This is a genomic window from Pseudomonas sp. PSB18 (genome assembly GCF_014596565.1).
Lineage (GTDB): Bacteria > Pseudomonadota > Gammaproteobacteria > Pseudomonadales > Pseudomonadaceae > Aquipseudomonas.
Map to the genome: position 1 here is coordinate 114,695 of NZ_NOIN01000005.1, position 24,235 is coordinate 138,929.

Genomic DNA, 24,235 nt, shown 5'->3' on the forward strand with positions numbered 1-24,235 from the left:
TGCCCCTTAATACAAGCCGTCGAGGCCCTTGACGTCCGCGGCTTGCAGGCCGCCCAGACGCGCATGCAAACGCCCACGGGTGGCGAAGGCCCAGATGATGATCAGTTCGTCAGCCGAAGGGCCGTCGCCGAACGCAAGCGAAATGCTGTCGTAGTGCGAACGCACGTACAGCGCATCCTTGTGGGCCAGCGGCACATCGATGGTCACGCCAGGGCCGCCACGCTTGCCGGTGGACGGCACCCAGGACTTGCCGCCGCCCAAGGCGACACGAATTGGATCCGCCGCCGGATTGGTCAGCAGGGCATTGCCATGCTCATACTCGCCCTGGCTGCCGACCAGGCACGCCTTGCCATAGCTGACGATCTCGTGCTCGCCCGCCAGTGCCTGGATGCGCCGACCGAACTCCTGGCCCAGCAAGGGCGACGGCTCGATCAACTCGGCCAGGCTTTCGCTGTAGCGCCCGGCATAGGGGTTGGCGATCACGGCGCCAATGGCATATTTGAACAACGGTTCGCCATCGGCCAACTGGCCGCTTTCGTTGGCCAGGGTTTCTTCGACGAAGCTGTACCATTTGCGGATGTGGTAAGTAGCAAAATTCGCGGTTTTCATGGATCGGTGCTCTTTCAAAGTGGGTCGAGATCGAACTTGCGGCTGGGCGCTCCGGCGGCCCGGAAGCGGGCCTTGCCGCGCGCGTCGTCATGTTCGGTCTCGAGGAAGAATTCCATGCGGTTGCCGTCGGGGTCGTTGAAGTACACGCCATGGCCGATTTCGTGATCGGTGATTTTCACCACCTCGATCCCCTTGCCGAGCAACATGCCGTACAGCTGTCGCAGCGTGGTCATGTCACCGGCGATTTCCAGCCCGTAGTGCTGCAATCCCAGGCCGCCCTGATGGGCTCCCGGTTCGGCCCGGAGCAACGCGATGTCGTGGTGCTTGGCACCGAACGCCATCATGATCCAGCTGTCCCCCCGGGCGCTTTCGTGCATGCCCAGGACATCGGCGTACCAGCGTGCCGACGTTTCCGGGTCGCGAACGAACAGCGACAGGTGGGTACGAACGACCTCGACTTTCATCGCGCGATACCTCAGTTCTTGATGATGGATTGGTGTCCGGACTTGATCTGCGCCACCGCCGGTGTCCAGAGCACATCGGCGATCTCACTGAACTCACGCCACTGCTTCTGCCAGCCGTCACCGCCGTTCTCGGAGGTAAACAGGTGCCCGTACTTGGTGCCGGCGACGATCTGGCGCGGGTCAGCCGGGTTGCAGGCAATCGCCCAGACGCACGAATTGGGTTGTTGCGGCAGGGGCAACACTTCCCAACTGACCGCAGCATCGCGGGAGACCAGCACCTTGCTGGTGGTGCCAGGGGTGCCGTCGGAAATGCTCAGGTAGAGCGTGTTCTCGCTGCCCAGCGGTGCGTTCATGGCGCGCACGTAGTACAAGCCGAAGGTTTCGCGGGCAACGATGCCGGTCCAGGTCAGTCCTTCATCGAGGCTGCGGTAGACCGCGTTGACGCACACCACCACGATGACCTTCTGGCCGTGGTTGGGCAGTACCAGGATGTTGTGTACATCCGAGTTGAAGTCCCACAGCAGCCGGTCGTCGACGCGGGTCCAACTGTCGCCGCCGTCGCGGCTATGGAACAGACCGCCCTCTTCCAGGCCGAACCAGAGCTGGCTGCGATCCGTGGGGTCGTAGGCGAAGGCCAGCAAGCGTGGTCGACTGACACCCTCGCAGAACTCCGGAATCTCCACCGGTGCGCGGTCCCAGCTCTGGCCACCGTCGAGGGTGCGCCAGAGCACGGCGCGGGAAGGTGCTCCCGTACCGACGAAAATACGCTGGGCATCCGCGGGGTCCACGACCACCTTCCACACGGTCTGGCCGTTGAACGGCGAGTCCACCCGCTGCCAGTGACCGCCGGTGTCGTGGCTGACGCACAGGCCGACGTCGGTGCCGGCATAAATCACCTCAGGCGTACCGGGATGGACGCTCAGGGACCGGGTGATCGCATCGAACTCGAGGTCCTGCCCCAGGCCCAGGCGGTGCCAGGTGCGGCCGTCGTCGGCGCTGCGGATCACTGCCTGCCCGACGGTGGCGACCAAAAGGGTTCCGTTACTCATTGCTGCTGCTCCTCAAATGAAGATGCCACGTGTCAGGCCGCCATCGATGCCGATGGACTCGCCCGTCACCGCGCCGGCCTTGGGCGACGCCAGGAAACCGATCAGCCAACCCATTTCGATGGGCGCCAGGGTGCGTCGGATCGGCGTCGCGTCGATGTAGCCCTGCTCGACCTGCCCCGGCGTCTTGCCCTGCTTGATCCCTTCGCGTTCGTACAGCTCCTGGATGTGCGGGGTGTCGACCACACCGGGGTGGATCAGATTGACGGTGATGCCGGCTGGGCCGAGCTGGTCGGAGAGCGTCTTGGTCATGTGGGCGATGGCCAGGTTGCGCATCCCCGAGAGGACCTTGCTGCCGCGGCCGGTCAGGCCGCCGATGTTGATGATGCGACCGAAGCCGCCCGCCTTCATATGCGGGGTCACGGCCTTGGCACACCGGAAATAGCCGATGACCTTGGTGTTGAGGTCCGAGAGCAGTTCGTCGTCGCCGGCGTGCTCGATGTCATTGCGCACCACGCCGGACGGCGCCGCGGCACCGTTGACCAGGATGTCGATACGGCCGAAGTGCTTGTGGGCGGCGTGCACCATGTCGGACACGGCCGACATCTGGTTGGTGTCACAGAACAGCGGCAGCACCTCGTTGCCAGTCTCGGCGGTGATTTCTTCAGCGGCCTGTTCGAGATACTCCATGCGCCGCGCGCAGATCACCACCTTGCAACCTTCCTGGGACAGAAAGCGTGCGACTTCCTTGCCGATGCCCATGCCACCGCCGGTGACGATGGCCACGCGGCCTTGTAATTCCAGATCCATAGCAGTTCCTCTTGTGATTGTTCGGCTCAGGCGAGATCGACGAAGACACTTTTGGTTTCGGTGTAGGCATCGATCACGTTCTTGCTCATTTCCCGTCCCCACCCGGACTGTTTGTAGCCACCGAATGGCGAGGCCGGGTCGACGACGTTCCAGCAGTTGATCCACACCGAACCGGCCTTCAATTGCGCGGCCACGCGGTGCGCGGAGCGCAAGTCCCGGGTCCAGAGACCGGCCGCCAGGCCGTAGGGCGAGTCGTTGGCCCGCAGGACCAGCTCATCGACTTCGGTCCAGCTCATGACGGTCAGCACCGGGCCGAAGATTTCCTCGCGGGCGACGCAGGCCCGCTCGGCGCGGTCAAGGAACACGCTGGGCTGAATGAAATGGCCGCGCTCCAGGTGGGCCGGCCGGTCACCGCCGCAGATCAGTTCGGCACCCTCCTCCTGGCCCCGTTGCAGATAGCCACGGACCGAGCCCAATTGGCGGGCCGACACCAGCGGCCCCATGCTGCTGGCCGGATCCAGTCCAGGGCCCAGCACGTGGGCGGCGGCATGGCGCTGGAGTTCTTCCAGGACCTGGTCGAGGACGCTGGCGTGCACATACAGACGCGAGCCGGCGGTGCAGACCTGCCCCTGGTTGTAGAAAATCCCATCGGCGGCGCCCTTGGCGGCGCGCACGATATCGGCGTCCGGCAAGATGATGTTGGGCGACTTGCCCCCCAGCTCCAGGGAGACTTTTTTCATGTTGCCGGTGGCCGCTTGAGCGATCAGCCGCCCGACCTGGGTCGAACCGGTAAAGGCGATCTTGTCCACGTCCGGGTGCCCGGCCAGCGGCGCGCCGGTATGGGCGCCAAGCCCGGTGATCAGGTTGACCACCCCGGCCGGGAAGCCGGCGGCCTCGATCAACTGCACCAGGCGAATCGCAACCAGGGGCGTCTGTTCAGCCGGCTTGAGCACCGCGACGCAACCGGTCGCCAGCACCGGGCCGAGCTTCCACACGCACATGGTCAGCGGGAAATTCCATGGCACGATCAGCGCGCAGACGCCCACGGGCTCACGCACGGTGTAGTTGAGCATCGGTGCGCCACTGGCGGGTGACACCGGGTGCGTGCTGCCCTCGATCTTGGTCGGCCAGCCGGCAAAGTAACGAATGATGTTGGCGGCGCTGGCTGCTTCACCGCGGGCATTGGCAATCGGCTTGCCGTTCTCCAGCGTGATCAACTGGGCCAGTTCTTCGCGGTGCTGATCCAGCAATTCCGCCAGGCGGAACAACAACAGGCCACGCTGGGCCGGCGAATGCTGCGCCCACGGCCCGGTGAAAGCTGCGCGGGCCGCTGCGACGGCCGCGTCGACATCCCGCTCGCCGCCTTCGGCCACTTCAGCCACGCTGCTTTCGCTGGCCGGGTTTTCCACGGCAAACCGGCGACCGCTGGCGGCGTCCTGCCAGGTGCCACCGATGAACAGGCGGCCGGGTTGCGCTAGGAATTTCTCGACGGCAGGTAACAATTGGATCTGGCTCATATCCCCTCCTTCACAGCGCCATTTCAATCAGGCAAGGACCGCCATCGGCGGCAGCGTTGGCCAAGGCGCGTTGCAATTCGGCATTGGTGTGCACCGTGCTCGCCGCCAGGCCATACCCCTTGGCCAGGGCCTTCCAGTCGATGCGTGGACGGTCCAGCACGGTCAGGCTCAGGGCTTCAGGACCGAGGTCGGCCATGCCAAACCGGCGCAACTCGTTCTGCAGGATCGCGTAGCGATGGTTGGCCGCGATCAGAATCACCACCGGCAGCTGTTCCCGGGCGATGCTCCACAGGGTCTGGATGGTGTACTGGGCGCTGCCGTCCGATTGCAGGCAGAACACCCGATTGCCTCGCTCGGCCAGCGCTGCGCCGAACCCCACCGGAATGCCCTGGCCGATGGCCCCCCCGGTATTGGTCAGCACCCGATGCCGTGCGGCACGGGCCGACGCGGTGAAGAACGGGTAGCCGCAAGTGCCACCCTCCACCGAGACAATGCAGTCATCCGGCAGCGAAGCAGCCAACACCTGGCCTATCGACTGCGGGGTCAACTCGGCGGTAGCAGGCGGCAACTCGACACCCATCGGCGTCGGCACGAAAGCCGGTGCTTCCAGTGCGTCGGCCAGTGCGGCGAGTGCACCGGCCACGTCATCACCGACGTCAGCCAGGTAAAGCAGGCGATCACGTTCCGCCAGGCGAGAAGGAATGCCTTCGTAGCCGAAATAGCTGATCGGTTCAGGAATGCCGGCACACACCACCGCGTCGTATTGGTCCAGGACGCCGATGGCCACTTCGGGGAAATAGGGCAAGCGATCCAGGTCCGGCAGGCCACCGCCGCGATAGCTCAAGCGCGGAAAGGTTTCGGCGAACAAGTGCACACCGGGCAGCTGTGCCAGGCGCCCTGCCGCTTCAAGGCCGGCAACCGACAGGCCCTGGTCACCCACAATAAACACCAGGCGCTGACCATTGCGCAGCGCCTGGGCGATGGCTTCGATCCGGTCACCGGCAAACCGCCGAACCGGCGCGTGCAAGGTGCTGAAGGCCGTTTCCCGCGCCACTTCGTTGGCTTGCAGGTCCATCGGCAGGATCAGGCTGGCGATCTGGCCCTTGGCTTGCCAGGCGGACCGCACGGCCTCCTGGAGATCCTCGCCGATACCCGACGCCGTGCGCGATGTACGCACCCAGCCGGAGACGCTCCCGGCCAATGCCTGGATATCGCTGGCCAGCGGCGGATCGTAGTTGACGTGCCATGAAGCGTGATCGCCGATGACATTGACAATCGGCGTGTTGGCGCGGCGGGCGTTGTGCAGGTTGGCAATGCCGTTGGCAAAGCCAGGCCCCAGGTGCGTCAGGGTCATCGCCGGCTTGCCGGCAATCCGACCGTAACCGTCCGCGGCGCCGGTGCACACACCTTCGAACAAGGACAGGACCGGCTTGAGGGCCGGGGCGCTGGCCATGGCGGCCACCAAGGGGATTTCGGTCGTTCCGGGGTTGGCGAAGCAGTACTCGATACCGCTCGCCACCGCCGCCTTCACTATCAATTGCGCGCCATTCATTTCCAGCCCTCTTGTTCGAGCGTTTGCAATGGCTGAGATTTATCACACATCAAAACCAACATAACAAGCATTTTATTTTCATAAAGCTCGTATTTTGAGATTTATGAGAATTTAAAGCGCATAACGACCAATAAATCTGTTTGCATTTCTCAAGCCCTGGAGTAACGTGGCAGCGCTTGCGTCAGCCGGTGAGCAGGCTTTCCATCCCCGGCGCGTCTACCTATAGTGCTCACCAAACGGCCAGCCACGCGCCCTTCCCCTTTAGGAGCCAAATGAGCAGTCTGAGTAAAATGTTGAGTGTCCTGGACCTGTTCGGCCCGCAACGGCTGAAGATCGACCCCGACACCATTGCCGAGCACATGGGCCTCTCGCGGGCGACCGTGTACCGCTACGTCAAGGACCTGTGCGACGCCGGTCTGCTGAGCCGGGTGGACGCCGGCAGCTACGGCCTGGGGCCACGGATCATCGAGCTGGACTGGATGATGCGGCAGTACGACCCGATCCTCGTGGCCGGTCGCGAGCTGATGCACGAGCTGTCCGAAGAAACCGGCCTGGCGGTGTTCGCCAGCGTTTTCTACGACGGACACATCATCAACACCTACATCGCCGAGCCCACTGACACGTACCGTTTTGCCTTCGGTCGCGGTCAGCCGCTGCCGTTTTTTCGCGGTGCGCAGTCCAAGGTCCTGATCGCCTTCCAGAAGAGCCGGCGCCTGCAACGCCTGTACGACGAGCACCTGGCCAACGACCCGGACAATCCCTACGACTGGGCCAGCTTTTCCAAGGCGGCAAAAAAGATCCGCAAGGACGGTTACTGCCTGACCCACGACGAACTCAACCAGGGACTGACCGGTATCGCCGCGCCGATCATCAATCCCGGAATCGACGAGGTGGTGGGCAGCCTTTCCGCCGTCGGCAGCACCCAGAGTTTCAAGCTGCTGCGCCAGGAAACCGTGGTTGAAATGGTGATGGAGACCACCCGGCGCATTGCCGAAAAAATGCAGAATCCACCCGCTCCCCTTCAGCACTAGGCCGCCGCAGCCCATGCTTCAGAACGGGACGGCCACGCTCACCTGGCTGTACACGTTGGTACCGTTGCCGGTGGCTTGATTGCCGCCGGTGGTCGCGTCCCGGTCCGGTTTGTAGAGCCCTATCAGCGGGGTGACGATCAGGTGCTGATTGACGGCCCACTCGGCATAAAGGTCCAGCTCTCGTGCATCCAGGTTCAGCGCATTGCTTTTGCGCACCGTGTTGAAATCGAAGAACAACGCGCCGAGGGTCAGGTTTTCCAGTGGGGTGGCCTTCAGACCGACGTGGTGGATGGCGGTGTTGCTGTTGAATGGCCCGGCGTAGTTGCCGGCCACTTCGCCCTGGAACCAGGTCCCGTAGCCGGTACTCTGGCCGGTAAACAGCGAGTCCCATTTCTGCGAATAGCGGGAATAGCGGTACGTCAGTTTCGGTGACCAGGTCACGTCGGCAAAGGTGTATCCGGCCTCGGCGTACCAGGCTTTCTCGGGTCCGGCGTCCTTGTCTTGCCAGGCGTATTCAAACGCCAGGCTGGCGTTCTCGATCCCCGCATCCCCCTCGCCACGAATGCTGTAGACATCCATCCCTTTGCGTTGCTTCTGAAAATCACTGGCCCAGCGATCACTCACGTCAATGCCATGGACCCAGGTCAGCCCCAACGTTCCGGCCTTGGCCGTGTAGTCCAGGGTACCGGCGGCCAGTTCGGTTTCGGCCTGGGCACGGTTGTCGGACTTGAGCCACGCCACGCTGCCATGCACACCGTCCTGCCCGCCCAGGCGCACCACCGCGGTCTGGTCGAAAGCGTGTCGAGCCGCCAGGTAATAGGCGCCACCGCGGTTCAGGCGGCCATCGGCAGGCCCCTTGCCCATGTTCGGCCCGTCGTCGTTGATCAAGAATCCCCTGCCCAACTTGACCACCTGGCGTCCGCCGGAGATGTCGACGCCGTCCTGGCCCAACAGCGGGAACAGATCGGCGGAACGCCAGCCCAGATAAGCGTCTTCGATTTTCGTGGTCCGCTCGGTTCCCAGGCTGTTCCCTGCCGCGTCACCATCGCCCCAGGTCGCGGAACTGACCAGGCTGAATGCGCCGTAGGCGGTTCCCCGACCGGCCAAGGCCTGGTCGCCACTCACGCCATACTTGATGAAACCTTCCCGCCAGGTAGACCCGCCCGGTGTGCCGTCGTAGTTCTTGCGGCTGTTGAAATGACCGAACACCGCCAGCAGGTCGGCGTTGAGGTGGCTGTCTTCGTCGGCGTACAGCTCATAGGCCTGGACCTGGCCCATGGCGCAGAACACCAACGTGCAGGCGAGACCGCTGCTGAAAAATTCAATACGCGATGGATACCGCATGGCTGAAGCTCCTAGTGGTGCGCCTTTCAAAGGCTGTCTTGGCGATTCGTGAAGCCGGTGCAGATGACTGCACCGGCTTTGCAGGTCAGCGGCAGGTGGCCAGGGCGTGATCGAGGGCCTGAACGATCAAACCGGCTTCTTCTGATGTCAGCGTCAGCGGCGGCGACAACACGATCTTGTTGCCGATCGGACGCACCAGCACACCGCCACGGCGGGCTTCATCGGCAATCCGCGTGGCGAGGCCGGTCGCCGGATCGAGGGGCTCGCGAGTGGCCTTGTCGGTCACCAGGTCCAGGGCAATCATCAAGCCCTTGCCGCGCGCCTCACCGACCACCGCGTAGCGTTCGGCCAGCGGTTGCAGCTGCTCCAGCAACTGAGCGCCGATTTTCCCGGCGTTGCCCGGCAGATCCTCGGCCTCGACAATGTCCAGCACCGCCAGGGCCGCGGCACACGCGGTCGGGTGGCCGCTGTAGGTGTAGCCGTGCATGATCACACTGCTGAACCCCGGGCCGTTCTCGATGGCATCGGCGATCCGCTGGTTGAACACCGTGGCGCCCATCGGGATGTAACCGGCGGTGATGCCCTTGGCCAGGCACAACACGTCCGGCGCGACACCCCAGCCTCGACTGCCGAGCATGCAGCCCGTGCGACCGAACCCCGTCACCACTTCATCGGCAATCAACAGAATGCCGTGGCGATCGCAGACTTCTCGCAGCCTCTTCCAGTAGTTCGCCGGCGGCACGATGACGCCGCCCGCCCCCTGCACCGGTTCAGCGATCAGCGCAGCGACGGTTTGCCCGCCCAACAGCGCGATCTGGTCTTCCAACTGACGGATGCAGTGGGCAGTCAGTTCTTCCGGATCGCGGCAATCCCAGGGGTTGCGATACAGCCACGGCGTGTCGAGCAAATGGCAGCCCGCGAGCAGTGGCCCATGGTTGTAGTGATAGACACCGTTACCGCCCACCGAAGTGCCGCCCATGTGCACGCCGTGGTAGCCGTTGCGCAATGACAGAAAGCGGGTACGCCCCGGCTCGCCGCTGGCGATCCAGTATTGGCGGGCCATTTTCAATGCGGTCTCCACCGCGTCCGAACCGCCGGCGCTGAACAGCACCCGGGCCATGTCTTCCTGGGCAAACATCGAGATCAGCCGCTCAGCCAGGTCGAACACCCGCGGATGGGCGATGCCATCGAAGGTCTGGTAATACGCCAGTTCGTCCAGTTGCGCGGCGATGGCGGCCTTTACCGAGGCTCGATTGTGGCCCACGTTGACGTTCCACAAGCCGCCGACCCCGTCGAGCATGCGCTGGCCGTCGATGTCGGTGATGTAGTTGCCGTCGCCCTTGGCAATGATCAGGGTTTTCGAACGCTGGGCCGGCGCCGCGGAACTCATCGGGTGCCAGAACTTCTTCTGCGCTGTCTTGTATTTCTCGTACATGATTCCAGTCCTCACTCAGTTTCACGGGTGCGTACAAACAGCAGTTGCTGGCCGGTGAACTCCAGCAACCCTTCAAGGCCGAACTCGACGCCGAACCCGGACATCTTGCTGCCGCCAAAAGGCGTATTCGGTTGGATCTGTGCGTGGCAGTTGACCCAGGCCACGCCGCTTTCCAGGCGACTGGCCAAGGCCTGTGCCTGCGCGACATCGCTGCCCCACACCGAGCCTCCCAAGCCCATGTCGCTGGCATTGGCGCGGCGCAAGACGTCCTCGACATCCTGATAGGCAATCAACGGCAGCACCGGACCGAACTGTTCTTCGTCGACCAGGCGGTGCCCGTCCGTGACATCGGCCACCAGGGTCGGCGGATAGAAAAACCCCGGCCGGTCCAGCCGGGCACCGCCGCACAACACCCGGCCGCCATGGGCGCGGGCGTCGGCCACCAGCGCCTCGACCAGTTCCAGTTGTTCGAGGTTTTGCACCGGCCCGAAGGTGACCTCGGGTTCCAGGCCATCACCCACCACCTGGCGCGCCGCGATCCGCACCAGCGCGTCGGCAAAGGCCTCGTACTGGGATTGGTGGATGTACAGGCGCTTGAGGGCGGCACAGGTCTGGCCCATGTTCAGGAAAGCCGCCTGGAAAATGTCTTCGGCCACGGCTTCCACCGGGGTACCGGGGAGCACGATGGCGGCGTCATTGCCGCCCAGCTCCAGCGTCAGGCGCTTGAGATTGCTCGCGGCGCCACGCATCACGCTCTGGCCGGTGGCGGTCGAGCCGGTGAAGACGATCTTGTGGATGCCGGCATGGGAAGTGATCGCGCTGCCGAAACCCTGTTCTCCGGTCACGACGTTGATCACGCCCTTGGGCACATGGCGGGCGATGATGTGCACCAGGCTCAGGGTGCTCAACGGCGTGAGGCTGGACGGTTTGCTGATCACGCAGTTGCCGGCCCGCAGCGCGGGCATGATGTGCCAGATGGCGATCATGAACGGCCAGTTCCAAGGCGTGATCGACGCCACCACCCCCAACGGCTTGCGGTGCAGCTCGATACGCTGGGTCGGGGTTTCTTCCACCCGCTCCACCGGAATCTGCTGCTCGGCGGTGTAGCGCGTCCAGGCCACCGCCCCCATGACTTCGAACAGCGCGAGCGCCAGCGGCTTGCCCTGCTCCTGGACAATCAGCCGGGCCAACGCGTCGGCTTGCGCTTCGATGTCCGCGGCGATGCCCAGCAAGCGTTCCCGCCGGTCTTCGTGAGTGCTGTGTCGCCACTCGCTGAAAGCCGCCTGCGCCGCGTCGACCGCCAGGTCCAACTGGGCCAGGGAGCCGGCGGGGCAGCGGGCAAAGGCGCTGCCGGTGGCCGGGTTGATGACATCGAAGCCACCTTGCTCGCCGCTGACCGCAACCCCGTTGATGAGCATTTGATAATCGTGCATCAGTACCTCCCTTTCGCGCGCGGACGGGCCGTCCCGTGCCACGCGGACCGGTATTTTTCGTGAGAATTGAACAGTGCCGCGTGAGGCTCTAAAGCTTGTGGCTACCGAGCGCCATGAACCGCTCGGGAGAAACCCTGCGCAGTCGGGCCGCCAGGCATACGCCGACGATCAATGCGACGGGGATGATGGCGCAGAGGGTGTAGGACAGCAGCGTGCTGGCCCCGGTCAGCACATCGAAATGAATCACCGCGAGCGCCAGGACCACCAGCAATGCCAGGCAGGAAAACACCGGCAGGATCTGCCCGCGCCAGAGGCCGAGCTTCAGCTCCGGGTGGCGTCGGAAGTAGACCACCACCGCCGCCGAGGTCAGCGCCATCAGCAGGATCACGCAAAGGGTCGCCAGGTTGGAGAACCAGGCGAACAACTGCAGGATCGGGTCGGCATCCAGCGCGGCGAAAATCAGCACCACCACGGCCGCGATCAGGCTTTGCAGCGCCGAGCCCATGTGCGGGCTCTGGTGGACGCGGTGGGTCGTGCCCAATTGGCGATGCAGCAGACCGTCACGGCCGATGGCGTAGAAATAACGGGCCGCGGCATTGTGGAACGCCAGCAGTCCGGCATAGATGCTGACCATGAACAGGATACGGATGACCTGGGTCAGGTGCGGGCCGACAAAGTGATCGGACATGCCATAGATGAACGTGGTCGGGTCCTGCAATGCCTGTAACGTCGGCACGATCTTGTCCGCCCCCACACCCACCACCATCGACCAGACCGACAAGGCGTAGAAGCCGCCGATCAACAGCACCGAGCTGTAAGTGGCGATGGGAATGGTCCGGTGCGGATCGCGGGCCTCTTCGCCGTAGATGGTGGTGGCTTCGAAGCCGATGAAGGCGGCGAAGCAGAACAGCAGGCCAATCGACGGCGTACCGCTGAACACATGGCTGCGGTCGAACGAATCGAGATTGATGCCGCTGTCACCGGCGGTCTTGAGGATGGCGAAATCCAGGATCAGGATGGCCAGGTACTCGGCGATGACCACCACCGAGAGCACCCGCGCAGAGAGGTCGATCTTGCGATACCCCAGAATCGCCACACTCGCCATGGCCAGGAGCGAATAACACCACCACGGCAAGTCCAGGTTGAAGACACTGGCCATCGTGCCGCTGACGACCCCGCCGAACATGCCGTACAGGCCCACTTGCAGGATGTTGTAGGCAAACATTGCCAACACCCCCGCCGCGCCTCCGGCCAGACCGCCCAGGCCACGGGAGGTAAAGGCGTAGAAGCCGCCCGCGTTGGTCATGTGTCGGGACATCGCGGTGTATCCCGCCGAGAACGCCAGCAATACCAGCAGGGCCAGGATCAACAAGGCCGGCGTACCGGCACCGTTTCCCAGCATGATGCCGATGGGGAAGCCTCCGGCGATAACGCTCAGTGGGCTTGCCGCCGATATCACGAAGAAAATGATGAAGCCGACGCCCAAGGCGCCTCGCTTCAACTCTGTCGAGTTGCTGATCGGAAAAGATACGCTCATTTTTTTAACCTTATTGTATGAGGCCGCTGTTGCAGGATCGGACACGCCAGACTCAGCACTGCGCACACGCTTGCTGTCTGGGTGCTGGGCCGATCCTATGCCCTCGCCAAAACCGTTCGCTATCCCAAATCGGCAGCATCGGAAGCCCCGCCCCAAAGCGGGGCAATCGCGATGTCCGGCACTCGGCAATGGCTGCCGATTCGGGCTAACGACATGGACATTGCGTCCGGCAAGATGACCTCGCCCGCTCTTGAACCAAGTCCGGGTCCCCCACAATAACAATCAGGCGGGACGCGCCTTCCAACGCCACCCCAGGCTTTGTCTGCGTGCGATCTGAAGCCTCCAGCAGGAAGTCCCGGCATGTTCTTCGCGCGTCTCAGTATTCAGTGGCGGATCACGCTTTTGAGTGGGCTGTCCCTCCTCGCCGTGGTCGGCGCATTGACCGGTGCTTCCCTGTACCAGAACCAGCAGGGCGCAAAGTTGTTGAAGCAACAGAGCAGTCTTTTGTTGGGCCAGTCAGCTCTTGAACGCCTGCAGGCCCAAGCCCTCGCCCACGGCCAGCGGGTTGAGCGCTTCTTCAACGAAACAGCGCTGTACGGGGAAGGATTCAGCCAGGAAGTGCTGCAGCTACGCGCCCAGACCCTGGAAGGCCGATTGACCGCCACGCAACTGCGCCAGGCGCTGATCGGCGCCGCCCGCCAGGCCTTGCTCAAGCGCGAGAAGATTCTCGGGCTGTACGTCGTGTTGTTGCCCGACGCACTGGCCGGGGAAGACGCCGGTTTCTCCGGCCAGCGGAACCTGGCCGGAAACGAAAAAGGCCGCTTCGCCTTGTATTGGTCGCAAAGCCAGCCTGGGCAACTGGTCCAGGAAGTGCTCAGCGAAGCCCAGATCGTTGCCAACAGTGCTCCGCCGGGCAGCGAGCCGGGGAACGCCTGGTACTTTTGCCCACAGAACGAGCGGCGCACCTGCGTGACGGAGCCCTACGAGGTCGAAGTCGAGGGCAAGAAAACCCTCATGAGCAGTATCTCGGTGCCGCTGATGGACAAGGGACAGGCCATCGGCGTCGTGGGTATGGACATCAGCCTCGACACCTTGCAGAAACTCGCCGCCAGCCTGGCCGATGACCTGTATCCTGGCCATAGCGAGATCAGCATTCTGTCCTCATCGGGCCAGCTTGCCGGCCACAGCGGCAGCGTGTCGGAGACCTCGGTCGACGTGCGCCAAAGCGTGCAGACCGTCGCGAAGAGCGCCCCATGGCAGTTGCAGATTCGGGTTCCCGAGGCGCTGGTGCAGGCGCCGGCCCTGCAGATGCAGGCCCAGTTGGATGAACGCCAGCAACACGCCAACTGGGTCAACCTCGGCCTGGGGTTGCTGGCCGGCGGGCTGGGCCTGTCGCTCATCTGGCTGACCGCCTACGGCGTGACCCGGCCGCTGCTCAGCGTCGCCGAGATGCTCAATGCCATTGTCGAAGGCGACGGCGACCTGACCCGGCGCCTGCCCGACGACCGCAGCGACGAGCTGGGCCAACTGGCCAATGGCTTCAATCGCTTCCTCGCCAAACTGCAGCCCATCATCCGCGATATCCAGCAAGCGTCCCAGGACACTCGCAACACCGCCGACACCTCCTCCCAGGTGGCCCAGGAAGTGAGCACGGGCATGTCCAGGCAGTACCGGGATGTCGAACTGGCCGCTACCGCCCTGCATGAGATGAGCGCCAGCGCCCAGGAGGTCGCCCGACATTCCCATCAGGCGGCGGATGCGGCCACTCGCGCCGAAAGTGCCAGCCGATCCGGACGAGCCCTGTTCGCCAACGCCGTCAGCAGTATCGGTACCCTCGATCAAAGCCTCGAAACCACCCTCGGCCAGGTGCAGACCCTCGCCGACAACAGCCAGCAGATCAACCAGGTGCTGGACGTGATCTGCGCCATCGCCCAACAAACCAACCTGCTGGCCCTGAATGCCGCGATCGAAGCGGCCAGGGCCGGCGAACAGGGACGCGGCTTCGCGGTGGTGGCGGACGAAGTCCGACACCTGGCCAGTAATACCCAGAATTCGGTGGAGCACATCCGCAGGGTGATCGAGGCGCTGCAACAGCTCAGCCAGGAGGTCGTGCACAACACCCAACTCAGCCGTGAGCTGGCCAGGGGCAGCGTGGTTCAGGTCGAACAGACCCAGGTGGCGCTGCAACATATCAGTGATGCCGTGGAAGTGATCGAACAAATGAACCAGCAGATCGCCAGCGCGGCCCTGGAACAAAGCTCAGTGGTCGAAGACATCAGCCATCGCGTCAGCGACATCCGCACGATCAGCGAAACGTTGACCAGCCGGATGCAGGACGCATCGCAAGCCAGCCTTCAGCTCTATGAAATGGCGAACCATCAGCAGCAACGGGTGGGACACTTCCGCACCTGAATGGTAATCGCCAGTGGCCTGTACGGTTACAGGCCACTAAAGCCTGAACAGCTGCCCCATGGCCTGGCCCAGCAGGGCCACCACCTCATCGGCCTCGCCACCGGGCGAACGCATGAACACCACGTCATGCTCGGGAATGACCGGCAGGCCCGTGAGTATCTGCATCTTCTCCGTCACACGGGCGCGATCGATCAGGCTGATCGCCAGCCCTGCCTCGACGCACGCCTTGACGGCCTGGTTGGACGCACTTTCCAGTACGATGCGCACCTTGTGGCCGCTGTGCCGGAGCGATTCGAGCATGGCTTGTCGATAAGGGCACTGCGCCGCGTGCACGGCCAGTGGGATCGGTTGCGATGAAGTCAGCGTCATGTTGATCGGCCCGACCCAGACGGGCGCGGTCGGTACCAACACCTGCCCCTGCGCGTCCTGCTGCCCCTTCGGCAGCGTGACGACGGCGGCCTGGAGTTTTCCACGCTGCACCAGGTCCCGTAGCGCATAACTGGGGGCGGTCTTGAGCTCCAGCACCACGTTGGGCCAGGCCGCCACGAACGTCGGCAGAATGTCGCGGATGACATGGTTGGCGTACTCGTCCGGCACCCCCAGGCTGATGCGCCCGGCCAGATGGGTGCCCTGCAGATCGGCCAGCACCCGGTCATGGGCGCTCAGCAGTTCCGTGGTCGACAGGAGCAGGCGCTTGCCCAGTGCCGTCAGCGAGACCGATTGATTGTCGCGGTTGAGCAGGCGCCCCCCGGCGACTGCCTCCAACCGCTGCACGTGCACGCTCACCGCCGCCGGGCTTTTATGCAGGTGCTCTGCCGCGGCGCTGAATTTGCCGATACGCGCGACGGCGTGAAATGTACGAATCAGCTCGATATCGAGTACGGCCGCCATGATTCACCTTTTGTGAAGGACTGCTGCAATACATTTTGATTTATCAGATTACCCCGTTTTTGTAGCGTGGGGTCATGAAAACGATCCCATGCCCTGCCTCGACCCCCTCCGCCTGGTACTGGATGATTCCGTTGCCCTTGCTGGAAGCCGCGTTGATCGTGACGTGGAGTTCCGGTTTTGTCGGGGCGCGCTTTTCCATCGATTACGCGCCCGCGTTGCTGGTGGTGTTCTGGCGCTGCGTCGTGATCACCCTGCTACTGTTTCCTTTCGTTGCTCAGCAGCTACGACGGGCACCGGCGGCGGTGCTGCTGAAGAACGCCGGCATCGGGCTGCTGGCCATGGGCGGCTATCTCGCCGGTATCACCCAAGGTATCGCCCTGGGCGTGCCGGCTGGCCTCGCCGCGTTGTTCGCCGACCTGCTGCCGATGGGCCTGGCGCTGCTGGCTGCCTGCGTACTTGGACAGCGACTGGCCTGGCAGGTCTGGGCAGGCCTGAGCATCGGCCTGGCCGGCGCCGCGCTGGCTACCCATGGCGCGCTCACCTGGGGGCATGCGCCAGGGTGGGCCTACGCCCTGCCCTTGCTGGGCATGCTCTCCCTGGCTGTCGCGACTCTGTGGCAAAAGTATCTGCCGGCGTCCGAATCCCTGGGCCTGATGCCCAACCTTTGGCTGCAGTGCTGTGTTTCGGGGGTGGTATTCGCCTTTCTTGAAGGCCTATCGGGTAGCCTGGCTCCGATACCCAGCACCGGCTTCGCCCTGAGCGTGCTATGGACGGTGGCATTGTCCACGATGGGCGGCTACGGGCTCTACTGGCTCTGCCTGCGCCGCGCAACCGCCACCCGCGTCGCCAGCATCCTTTACCTCAGTCCGCCGGTCACGATGCTTTGGGCCTGGGCCATGTTCAACGAACCGCTGTCGTGGTCGATGGCAGTGGGAATGCTGGTGTCCGGGGCGGGTATCTGGATGGTCGTTCGCGTCGAGGCCCGGCAAGCCTGATGCCAGTCAGTTAAGCCACAACCTGTAGGAGTAAAGCTTGCTCACGATTGCGGTAAGTCAGTCAGCAACAATGTTGACTGGTCTGTCGCTATCGCGAGCAAGCTTTGCTCCCACAGGTTTTGCGCCGTTTGCTCCTCAACTGACCGGCATTGGGGCAAGCCCGGCAGCGACTTAACGAGTGGCCGTGACGACGTTGGAGATCAGGTTGAAAAACGGCTCCAGGCGTTCCCGCGGCGCATCGCGTTCCACCACCAGGGTAGACACTTCGCCACACGCGGCCACCTGATAGTGGGCAACGCTGGAGAGTTTTTCGTTGGTCACCGCCACGACCACCTGGCCGCTCGCCGCGACCACTGCGCGCTTGAATTCGGCGTCGTCCAGGCCGAAAGCGGTAATGCCGTTGTCCGGATCGATGGCGCAAGCGCCGAGAAAGCACAGGTCGAAACTGAACTGCCGCAGCTGCTGCGCTGCGGCCAGCCCGATTGCGCCGCCTGCCACCGGATTCAAACGCCCGCCCAGTACGATGACCTCGGCACGAGGCAACTTCATCAGTTGCACCGCAATCAGTGGCGAGTTGGTGGTGACGGTGAACTGGAGCTGGGGATCAATGGCGCAGGCAATGGCCAGGTTGGTGGATCCGGCGTCGATGAAGACGTGCTGCCCGGTGCTCAGCAACGCGGCGGCGGTCTGGCCGAGACTGTTCTTGCGCCCGGCGTCCTGCCTGACGCGAACATCTATCGGTCGCTCGGCCGCAGGCAGGAGGATGGCCCCACCGTAGACGCGTTTACATAGCCCGGCCGCCGCCAATGCGCCCAGGTCGCGTCGGATCGAGTGCTCGGAGACATTCAGTTCACTGGCCAGATCGGCCGCAATCACACGACCATATCGAACAAGGCGTTCGCTGATCAGTTGCTGGCGTTCGCCGGGAAATACGTCGTTCGATGAGCCCATGACTTCACAACCTGCGTAAACGAGCATCAATGCTCATGATCGAGCAAGCATGCCGCGTATGTGGAGGATCGTCAAACCGATGATTCGGGATGAGCGGACGTCGCCGAAAAATAATCGAAACGAGCTCTCGCGCCAGGGGTCTAGACCATTAAGTCCATCCGATGAGAGCACTACCCATGTTGAAATTTCTTGGCAGTACCGTTGGCATCATTTTCTTGATCGGCCTGATCGTGGTGATCGCCCTACTCAAATTCATCTTCTGACCGAACGGCTGCCGGGTTCGGCACATGCGTCGCCCGCGTGTAACGAGCCCGGCGGGCAGCCGCCGCGTAATAACCATGATCAACAGCAGTACCCTAAGCGAGGGAATTCTGCGACGATAGCGAAAACAAGCACGCCAAGGACACAGGCCATTCGATTTCATCCTCTGGCTAATTACGATGCATCTCCTTCCACTTCAAAGCTTACGGGCACGATTTGCCATCGCTGTCGCATTGGTCGTGCTGGTCCTCAGTTGCCTGTTCGGAACGGTGATCGGCGAGTCATCCATCTCCAGGCTCAAAGAGAAAACCGGTCTTCAACTGAGCGAATACGCGTATTCCATGGTCGATCGCCTTGACCGGGATATGGACAACCGGTCGAAAGCGCTCACGGTCCTCAGCCAGCTGGAGACGCTGCGCAACACTGCGAACACCGCTGAGGCGCGCAAGCTGCTCAATCATTTGAGTGACCAGTTCCCGAGCTATTCATGGATCGGCCTTACCGATGCCCACGGCAAGGTGCTCGCCTCCACCGACAGCCTGCTCGAAGGTGTCGATATTTCGCAACGCCCTGTGTTCATCAATGGCCAGCAACAGACCTTTATCGGCGACGTTCACGACGCCGTCATGCTGGCGAAGCTGCTGCCCAACCCTTCCGGCGAAGCGATGAAGTTCGTCGACATCAGCATGCCGGTCCGGGACGACTCCGGCCAATTCTTGGGGGTACTCGCGGCGCACCTGTCCTGGAAGTGGGCTGAAGAGGTTGGCCGCTCATTGTTCGTGCCCTTGCAAAAGCGCTTGCCTGGGCTGGAGTTCCTGGTGATCAGCAAGGACGGCACCGTCATCCTGGGCCCCAGCGGAATGATCGGTAAACCTATCGGCATCACGGTCAACGAAGGTGTCGGGCAAAGCTGGTCGGTCAAGCGTTGGCAGGACGGTAACGTCTACCTGGCGGGTTCGGCCCAGAGTGTAGGTATCGGCGATTATCGCGGCCTGGGATGGACCGTGGTCACGCGACAACCGGCTGAAGCGGCTTTCGCTGAAGCGCATCGATTGCGTGACGAAATCCTCATATGGGGTGGTCTGCTGTCCGTTCTGTTTGCCGTAGTCGGGTGGTTTGTGGCGGGCATCATCACCGGGCCTATCAATAAAATTGCCGAGGCGGCCGCTCGGCTGTCCGAGGGCGCCGATGTCGGCATCCCACTGCTCAAGGGCAGTCGGGAAGTCGAGACGTTGAGCATCGCGATCCGCCACCTCGTTGACAGCCTGACCCGGAAAAGAGGGCAACTGGCAGTGGTCGAAGGCATCGCCTACCGCGATGTGGTCACTGGCCTGCCTAACCGGGCGGCCCTGAACAAATATGTCGAGGCGGTGGGTCGCGAAGTCGAAGGACAATGCGATTTCGGCGTACTGTGCGTGGATCTCGACGGATTCAAACCCGTCAACGATGACTTCGGCCATGCCGTTGGCGATGCGTTGCTTCATGAAGTCGGCATTCGGCTTCTGACCACTGTGCGCGAGGGCGACATCGCCGTCCGCCACGGTGGGGACGAATTCGTGCTCCTGCTGCGCCTGAACAGCGGAGAATCCCTGGCCAGCATCCAGGGTGCTGCACAACGCATCCTGGCGAAGCTGGCCGAGCCAGTGGTATTGGCCGGACAGTCGATCAACATCGGTTGCAGTATCGGTGGAGCGCTCTGGACCCGCGGCGCATTTGCCGACGCTCTGGCCCAGGCTGATGAAGCACTGTACCGGGCCAAGCGCGCCGGCAAATCCCAGGCGAAGTTCCACGAGGCTGCGTAGCGGCCCTGTTGAAGTGCCTGCCAATCAAATAGCTGCAAGCCAATAGACCGCCATCGCGAGCAGGCTCGCTCCCACAGGGTTCGGTGGCGTATGCAAGTACTGCGTACAGCGCAGATCCGGTGTGGGAGCGGGCTTGCTCGCGAAAGCGGCGTGTCTGGCACAGGGTTCGGTGGCGTATGCAAATGCTGCGTACACCGCGGAACCCACTGTGGGAGCGAGCCTGCTCGCGATGGCGTCAGTCAGGGCGCCGCTTACTTGTCCTGGAACTCCGCCGGCCGCTTGGCCACGAAGGCCGCCATGCCCTCTTTCTGATCCTGGGTCGCGAACGCCGCATGGAACACCCGTCGTTCGAAACGCACGCCTTCGGACAGGCTCACTTCAAACGCACGGTTGACGCTTTCCTTGACCATCATGCTGATCGGCACCGATTTGGAGGCGATCAGTGCAGCGGTTTTCAGGGCGTCGTCCAGCAGTTCGTCAGCCGGTACGATCCGCGCCACGATGCCGCAACGCTCCGCCTCCACCGCGTCGATAAACCGCCCGGTCAGGCACATTTCCATGGCCTTGGCCTTGCCCACCGCACGGGTCAGGCGCTGGGTCCCGCCCATGCCCGGCAGTACGCCGAGGTTGATTTCCGGCTGGCCGAACTTGGCGTTGTCGCCGGCCAGGATGAAGTCGCACATCAAGGCCAGCTCACAGCCGCCCCCCAAGGCGAAGCCGTTCACCGCCGCGATGATCGGCTTGCGGCGGTTGGCCACGCGGTCGCTGTCGCTGAACAGGTCGTCGAGGTAGATCTGCGGGTAGGTCAGCTCGGCCATTTCCTTAATGTCGGCCCCGGCGGCGAAGGCTTTCTTCGAGCCGGTCAACACGATGCAGCCGATCTTCGGGTCCGCTTCCAGGCTGTCCAGCGCGTGGTTCAACTCGCTGACGATCTGCGCGTTCAAGGCGTTCAGCGCCTGGGGGCGGTTGAGGGTGATCAGGCCGACGCGGTCCTTGATTTCCAACAAAATCGTTTCGTAGCTCATGCAGGACTCCTGTTCAAAGATTGCGCGAAATGACCATGCGCTGAATGTCGCTGGTGCCTTCGTAGATCTGGCAGACCCGCACATCACGGTAGATGCGTTCCAGCGGGAAGTCGTTGAGATAACCGTATCCGCCGAGGGTTTGCAACGCCATGGAGCAGACTTTTTCGGCCATTTCCGAAGCGAACAACTTGGCCATGGAGGCCTCTACCAGCGCAGGCTGACCGTTATCCCGCAGCGCGGCGGCGTAATGCACCATCTGCCGCGCCACGGCGATCTGGGTCGCCATGTCCGCCAGGCGGAAAGCCACGGCCTGGTGCTCGATGATCGGTTTGCCGAAACTCTGGCGTTCGCGGGCATAGTCCCGGGCCGCCTCGAAAGCCGCCCGTGCCATGCCGACCGATTGCGCCGCGATGCCGACCCGTCCGCCCTCCAGGTTCGCCAGGGCGATCCTGTAGCCTTCACCCTCCTCCCCCAGGCGATTGGCGACCGGGACTTTCACATCCTCGAACAGGATCTGGCAGGTGTCGGAGGCGTGTTGGCCGAGTTTGTCCTCGACCCGCGCGACGCTGTACCCCGGTGAATCGGTGGGCACGATGAACGCGCTGATGCCTCGTTTGCCTGCACTCGGATCGGTCACCGCGAACACGATCACCACCCCGGCGTTCTGCCCGGAGGTGATGAACTGCTTGCTACCGTTGAGCACGTAATGGTCGCCATCCAGTCGCGCCCGGGTCTTGAGGCTGCTGGCATCCGAGCCGGCCTGGGGTTCGGTCAGGGCAAAGGCGCCAAGCATCGCGCCGCTGGCCAGGGGCGTGAGGAACCGGGCCTTCTGCTCATCGCTGCCGAACTTGAGGATCGGCACGCAACCCACCGAGTTGTGCACGCTCATGATAGTCGAGCACGCCCCGTCGCCGGCGGCGATTTCTTCCAACGCCATGGCGTAGGTCAGGTAGCCAGTGTCGCAACCGCCCCACTGCTCCGGCACGAGCATGCCGAAGAAACCCAGTTCGGCCATCTCGGCGATGGCTTCCCTGGGAAAGCGATGCTCGCGGTCCCATTCGGCAGCGAACGGTTTCAGGCGCTCCTGGGCGAACTGTCGGGCCACGTCGCTGATTTGTGTCTGTTCTTCAGTCGGGAGCATGGTGATTCCTTAGTACAGGCATTCAACGGCCATGGCCGTGGCTTCACCGCCGCCGATGCAGATCGCCGCAACGCCGCGCTTGAGGCCTTTCTGACGCAGGGCCGAAAGCAGCGTCACCAGGATCCGCGCCCCGGAAGCACCAATCGGGTGGCCCAGCGCGCAGGCGCCGCCGTGGATGTTGACCTTGTCGTGGGGAATCTCCAGCTTGCCCATGGTCACCAGCCCGACCACGGCAAACGCTTCGTTGACTTCGAACAGATCGACTTCATCCAGCGACCAGCCGGTCTTTTGCATCAGCTTCTTCACCGCGCCAATCGGTGCGGTGGGGAACAGGCTCGGGGTATCGGCAAACGCCGCGTGGCCGTGAATCACCGCCAGGGGCTTCAAGCCGCGCTCTGTCGCCTGGCTCCGGCGCATCAGCACCAGCGCAGCGGCACCGTCGGAGATCGAGCTGGCGTTGGCCGCCGTCACCGTGCCGCCCTCGCGGAACGCCGGCTTGAGAGACGCGATCTTGTCGATCCGCGCCTTGGGCGGCTGTTCGTCGTGGCTCACCGTGACCTGCTCCTTGCCGACCATCACCTGCAGCGGCACGATCTCGGCGTCGAAACTACCATCCTTGATCGCTTGCTGGGCGCGGGTGGTGGACGTGATGGCGAAGGCGTCCTGGGCTTCACGGCTGAAACCGTTGGCTTCGGCGCAATCCTCGGCGAAGGTGCCCATCAGGCGGCCCTTGTCGTAGGCATCTTCCAGGCCGTCGAGGAACATGTGGTCCAGAACCTTGCCGTGGCCCATGCGCAAGCCGCTGCGGGCGCGGTCGAGCAGATACGGGGCGTTGGACATGCTTTCCATGCCGCCGGCCACCACCACCTCGGCGCTGCCGGCCACGAGCATGTCATGGGCGAGCATCGTCGCCTCCATGCCCGAACCGCACATCTTGTTCAGGGTGGTGCAACGGGTCGATTTGTCGAGCCCGGCACCCAATGCCGCCTGACGTGCCGGCGCCTGACCCTGGCCGGCGGCGAGCACGCAGCCGAACAGCACTTCCTCCACCGCACCCGGTGCGATACCGGCGCGTTCGACCGCAGCCTTGATGGCGGCAGCCCCCAGTTGCGGGGCGCTGAGGCTCTTGAGTTCACCCTGGAAACCGCCCATTGGGGTACGGACGGCGCTGACGATGACAATCGGATCGTGAGTCATGACAAATTCTCCTTACTTCGCTGCCATGCGCAAGGCACCGTCGAGACGGATCACCTCGCCGTTGAGCATGCTGTTCTCAATGATATGCCTGACCAGCGCCGCGTACTCGGCCGGTTTGCCCAGGCGCGGCGGGAACGGCACGCCGGCGGCCAGGGACTCGCGGACTTCCGGGGTCATGCCCGCCATCATCGGCGTTTCGAAAATACCGGGCGCGATGGTCATCACGCGGATGCCGAAACGCGCCAGTTCCCGGGCGGCCGGCAGGGTCAGGCTGGCAATGGCGCCCTTGGACGCCGCATAGGCCGCCTGGCCGATCTGGCCGTCGAAGGCAGCCACCGACGCGGTGTTGATGATCACACCGCGCTCGCCGTCGGCATCGGCCTCGGTTTCGGCGATGGCCGCAGCAGCCAGGCGCAGCAGGTTGAAGCTGCCGATCAGGTTGACGTTGATCACCTGGCTGAAGCTGGCCAGAGCGTGGGGGCCGTTCTTGCCGAGGATCTTTTCGCCACGCACGATGCCGGCGCAGTTCACCAGGCCATTCAGGCCGCCGAATGCCTCGACGGTGGCCTTGACCGCCGCTTCGGCCGCCGCCTCGTTGCTGATGTCCGCCACCACGCTCCGGCAGCCGAGCTTCTGCGCCTGGGCGGCCACGGCTTCGGCATTGAGGTCCACCAGCATCACCTTGGCGCCGGCCTTGACCAACAGTTCGCCAGTGGCCGCTCCGAGGCCGGACGCGCCGCCGCTGACGAGGAAAATCTTGTTGTCGATCTGCATCATGGTTT

Annotated in this window: 20 protein-coding genes; 4 read left to right on the top strand and 16 right to left on the bottom strand. The window is 63.5% G+C overall.

The window, feature by feature from the left end:
* Positions 1-6: 6 nt before the first annotated feature.
* The 6 genes from CGA22_RS14075 to CGA22_RS14100 are packed head-to-tail and all read right to left on the bottom strand — an operon-like array spanning position 7 to position 5,998.
* Positions 7-609 carry an amino acid synthesis family protein gene (locus CGA22_RS14075; RefSeq protein WP_041023086.1) on the bottom strand — a complete coding sequence of 201 codons (603 nt, stop codon included), beginning with the start codon at positions 607-609 and terminating at the stop codon, positions 7-9.
* Positions 610-623: 14 nt separating this feature from the next.
* Positions 624-1,073: a VOC family protein gene (locus CGA22_RS14080; protein WP_041023087.1), complete on the bottom strand. Its 450-nt coding sequence runs from the start codon at positions 1,071-1,073 to the stop codon at positions 624-626.
* Positions 1,074-1,084: 11 nt separating this feature from the next.
* On the bottom strand, positions 1,085-2,122 hold the full coding sequence (locus CGA22_RS14085; protein WP_041023088.1) for a VPS10 domain-containing protein: 1,038 nt from the start codon (positions 2,120-2,122) through the stop codon (positions 1,085-1,087).
* Between the two features lie 12 nt (positions 2,123-2,134).
* Positions 2,135-2,929, bottom strand: a complete 795-nt coding sequence (locus CGA22_RS14090; RefSeq protein WP_024777297.1) for an SDR family NAD(P)-dependent oxidoreductase — start codon at positions 2,927-2,929, stop codon at positions 2,135-2,137.
* A 26-nt stretch (positions 2,930-2,955) separates the two neighbouring features.
* Positions 2,956-4,446, bottom strand: a complete 1,491-nt coding sequence (locus CGA22_RS14095) for an aldehyde dehydrogenase family protein (RefSeq protein WP_041023089.1) — start codon at positions 4,444-4,446, stop codon at positions 2,956-2,958.
* A 10-nt stretch (positions 4,447-4,456) separates the two neighbouring features.
* Positions 4,457-5,998 carry an acetolactate synthase large subunit gene (locus CGA22_RS14100; RefSeq protein WP_041023090.1) on the bottom strand — a complete coding sequence of 514 codons (1,542 nt, stop codon included), beginning with the start codon at positions 5,996-5,998 and terminating at the stop codon, positions 4,457-4,459.
* Between the two features lie 272 nt (positions 5,999-6,270).
* Here CGA22_RS14100 and CGA22_RS14105 point away from each other — a divergent pair, with 272 nt between their 5' ends.
* Complete coding sequence (locus CGA22_RS14105; RefSeq protein WP_041023091.1) at positions 6,271-7,029, top strand: IclR family transcriptional regulator; 759 nt, start codon at positions 6,271-6,273, stop codon at positions 7,027-7,029.
* Between the two features lie 18 nt (positions 7,030-7,047).
* Here CGA22_RS14105 and CGA22_RS14110 read toward each other — a convergent pair whose 3' ends face one another.
* From CGA22_RS14110 to CGA22_RS14125, 4 genes are all read right to left on the bottom strand, one after another.
* A complete protein-coding gene (locus CGA22_RS14110) occupies positions 7,048-8,373 on the bottom strand; it encodes a hypothetical protein (protein ID WP_041023092.1) in 1,326 nt (441 codons plus the stop codon).
* A gap of 85 nt (positions 8,374-8,458) precedes the next feature.
* Entirely contained in the window at positions 8,459-9,808 is a 1,350-nt protein-coding gene (locus CGA22_RS14115; RefSeq protein WP_041023093.1) for an aminotransferase class III-fold pyridoxal phosphate-dependent enzyme, read from the bottom strand.
* An 11-nt stretch (positions 9,809-9,819) separates the two neighbouring features.
* A complete protein-coding gene (locus CGA22_RS14120; RefSeq protein WP_041023094.1) occupies positions 9,820-11,241 on the bottom strand; it encodes an aldehyde dehydrogenase family protein in 1,422 nt (473 codons plus the stop codon).
* Positions 11,242-11,329: 88 nt separating this feature from the next.
* Positions 11,330-12,778, bottom strand: a complete 1,449-nt coding sequence (locus CGA22_RS14125; protein WP_041023095.1) for an APC family permease — start codon at positions 12,776-12,778, stop codon at positions 11,330-11,332.
* 360 nt (positions 12,779-13,138) lie between these two features.
* Here CGA22_RS14125 and CGA22_RS14130 point away from each other — a divergent pair, with 360 nt between their 5' ends.
* Positions 13,139-15,190: a methyl-accepting chemotaxis protein gene (locus CGA22_RS14130; RefSeq protein ID WP_041023096.1), complete on the top strand. Its 2,052-nt coding sequence runs from the start codon at positions 13,139-13,141 to the stop codon at positions 15,188-15,190.
* Positions 15,191-15,226: 36 nt separating this feature from the next.
* On the opposite strand, the gene CGA22_RS14135 is transcribed toward CGA22_RS14130, so the two are convergent.
* A complete protein-coding gene (locus CGA22_RS14135; RefSeq protein ID WP_041023097.1) occupies positions 15,227-16,081 on the bottom strand; it encodes a LysR family transcriptional regulator in 855 nt (284 codons plus the stop codon).
* Between the two features lie 74 nt (positions 16,082-16,155).
* Here CGA22_RS14135 and CGA22_RS14140 point away from each other — a divergent pair, with 74 nt between their 5' ends.
* Complete coding sequence (locus CGA22_RS14140; RefSeq protein WP_041023098.1) at positions 16,156-17,076, top strand: DMT family transporter; 921 nt, start codon at positions 16,156-16,158, stop codon at positions 17,074-17,076.
* A gap of 171 nt (positions 17,077-17,247) precedes the next feature.
* Here the strand turns inward: CGA22_RS14140 and CGA22_RS14145 are convergent, their stop codons facing one another.
* Positions 17,248-18,054 carry a DeoR/GlpR family DNA-binding transcription regulator gene (locus tag CGA22_RS14145; RefSeq protein ID WP_370444520.1) on the bottom strand — a complete coding sequence of 269 codons (807 nt, stop codon included), beginning with the start codon at positions 18,052-18,054 and terminating at the stop codon, positions 17,248-17,250.
* Positions 18,055-18,527: 473 nt separating this feature from the next.
* Between CGA22_RS14145 and CGA22_RS14150 the strand changes: the two genes are divergently transcribed.
* Positions 18,528-20,090, top strand: a complete 1,563-nt coding sequence (locus CGA22_RS14150; RefSeq protein ID WP_305728710.1) for a sensor domain-containing diguanylate cyclase — start codon at positions 18,528-18,530, stop codon at positions 20,088-20,090.
* 251 nt (positions 20,091-20,341) lie between these two features.
* On the opposite strand, the gene CGA22_RS14155 is transcribed toward CGA22_RS14150, so the two are convergent.
* From CGA22_RS14155 to CGA22_RS14170, 4 genes are read right to left on the bottom strand one after another with little or no spacing between them, the layout of a single operon-like run.
* The gene (locus CGA22_RS14155; RefSeq protein ID WP_024777310.1) at positions 20,342-21,115 is read right to left on the bottom strand and encodes an enoyl-CoA hydratase; all 774 of its coding nucleotides are present in this window, start codon (positions 21,113-21,115) and stop codon (positions 20,342-20,344) included.
* A gap of 13 nt (positions 21,116-21,128) precedes the next feature.
* Complete coding sequence (locus CGA22_RS14160) at positions 21,129-22,256, bottom strand: acyl-CoA dehydrogenase (RefSeq protein WP_041023099.1); 1,128 nt, start codon at positions 22,254-22,256, stop codon at positions 21,129-21,131.
* A gap of 9 nt (positions 22,257-22,265) precedes the next feature.
* On the bottom strand, positions 22,266-23,453 hold the full coding sequence (locus tag CGA22_RS14165) for an acetyl-CoA C-acyltransferase (RefSeq protein ID WP_041023100.1): 1,188 nt from the start codon (positions 23,451-23,453) through the stop codon (positions 22,266-22,268).
* Positions 23,454-23,465: 12 nt separating this feature from the next.
* Positions 23,466-24,227, bottom strand: a complete 762-nt coding sequence (locus CGA22_RS14170) for an SDR family NAD(P)-dependent oxidoreductase (RefSeq protein ID WP_041023101.1) — start codon at positions 24,225-24,227, stop codon at positions 23,466-23,468.
* Between the last annotated feature and the right edge of the window lie 8 nt (positions 24,228-24,235).

Excerpts from the sequence above, each read along its gene's own strand:
- CGA22_RS14075 (WP_041023086.1), bottom strand. The coding sequence starts at position 609 with ATGAAAACCGCGAATTTTGCTACTTACCACATCCGCAAATGGTACAGC.
- CGA22_RS14080 (WP_041023087.1), bottom strand. The coding sequence starts at position 1,073 with ATGAAAGTCGAGGTCGTTCGTACCCACCTGTCGCTGTTCGTTCGCGAC.
- CGA22_RS14085 (WP_041023088.1), bottom strand. The coding sequence starts at position 2,122 with ATGAGTAACGGAACCCTTTTGGTCGCCACCGTCGGGCAGGCAGTGATC.
- CGA22_RS14090 (WP_024777297.1), bottom strand. The coding sequence starts at position 2,929 with ATGGATCTGGAATTACAAGGCCGCGTGGCCATCGTCACCGGCGGTGGC.
- CGA22_RS14095 (WP_041023089.1), bottom strand. The coding sequence starts at position 4,446 with ATGAGCCAGATCCAATTGTTACCTGCCGTCGAGAAATTCCTAGCGCAA.
- CGA22_RS14100 (WP_041023090.1), bottom strand. The coding sequence starts at position 5,998 with ATGAATGGCGCGCAATTGATAGTGAAGGCGGCGGTGGCGAGCGGTATC.
- CGA22_RS14105 (WP_041023091.1), top strand. The coding sequence starts at position 6,271 with ATGAGCAGTCTGAGTAAAATGTTGAGTGTCCTGGACCTGTTCGGCCCG.
- CGA22_RS14110 (WP_041023092.1), bottom strand. The coding sequence starts at position 8,373 with ATGCGGTATCCATCGCGTATTGAATTTTTCAGCAGCGGTCTCGCCTGC.
- CGA22_RS14115 (WP_041023093.1), bottom strand. The coding sequence starts at position 9,808 with ATGTACGAGAAATACAAGACAGCGCAGAAGAAGTTCTGGCACCCGATG.
- CGA22_RS14120 (WP_041023094.1), bottom strand. The coding sequence starts at position 11,241 with ATGCACGATTATCAAATGCTCATCAACGGGGTTGCGGTCAGCGGCGAG.
- CGA22_RS14125 (WP_041023095.1), bottom strand. The coding sequence starts at position 12,778 with ATGAGCGTATCTTTTCCGATCAGCAACTCGACAGAGTTGAAGCGAGGC.
- CGA22_RS14130 (WP_041023096.1), top strand. The coding sequence starts at position 13,139 with ATGTTCTTCGCGCGTCTCAGTATTCAGTGGCGGATCACGCTTTTGAGT.
- CGA22_RS14135 (WP_041023097.1), bottom strand. The coding sequence starts at position 16,081 with ATGGCGGCCGTACTCGATATCGAGCTGATTCGTACATTTCACGCCGTC.
- CGA22_RS14140 (WP_041023098.1), top strand. The coding sequence starts at position 16,156 with ATGAAAACGATCCCATGCCCTGCCTCGACCCCCTCCGCCTGGTACTGG.
- CGA22_RS14145 (WP_370444520.1), bottom strand. The coding sequence starts at position 18,054 with ATGCTCGTTTACGCAGGTTGTGAAGTCATGGGCTCATCGAACGACGTA.
- CGA22_RS14155 (WP_024777310.1), bottom strand. The coding sequence starts at position 21,115 with ATGAGCTACGAAACGATTTTGTTGGAAATCAAGGACCGCGTCGGCCTG.
- CGA22_RS14160 (WP_041023099.1), bottom strand. The coding sequence starts at position 22,256 with ATGCTCCCGACTGAAGAACAGACACAAATCAGCGACGTGGCCCGACAG.
- CGA22_RS14165 (WP_041023100.1), bottom strand. The coding sequence starts at position 23,453 with ATGACTCACGATCCGATTGTCATCGTCAGCGCCGTCCGTACCCCAATG.
- CGA22_RS14170 (WP_041023101.1), bottom strand. The coding sequence starts at position 24,227 with ATGCAGATCGACAACAAGATTTTCCTCGTCAGCGGCGGCGCGTCCGGC.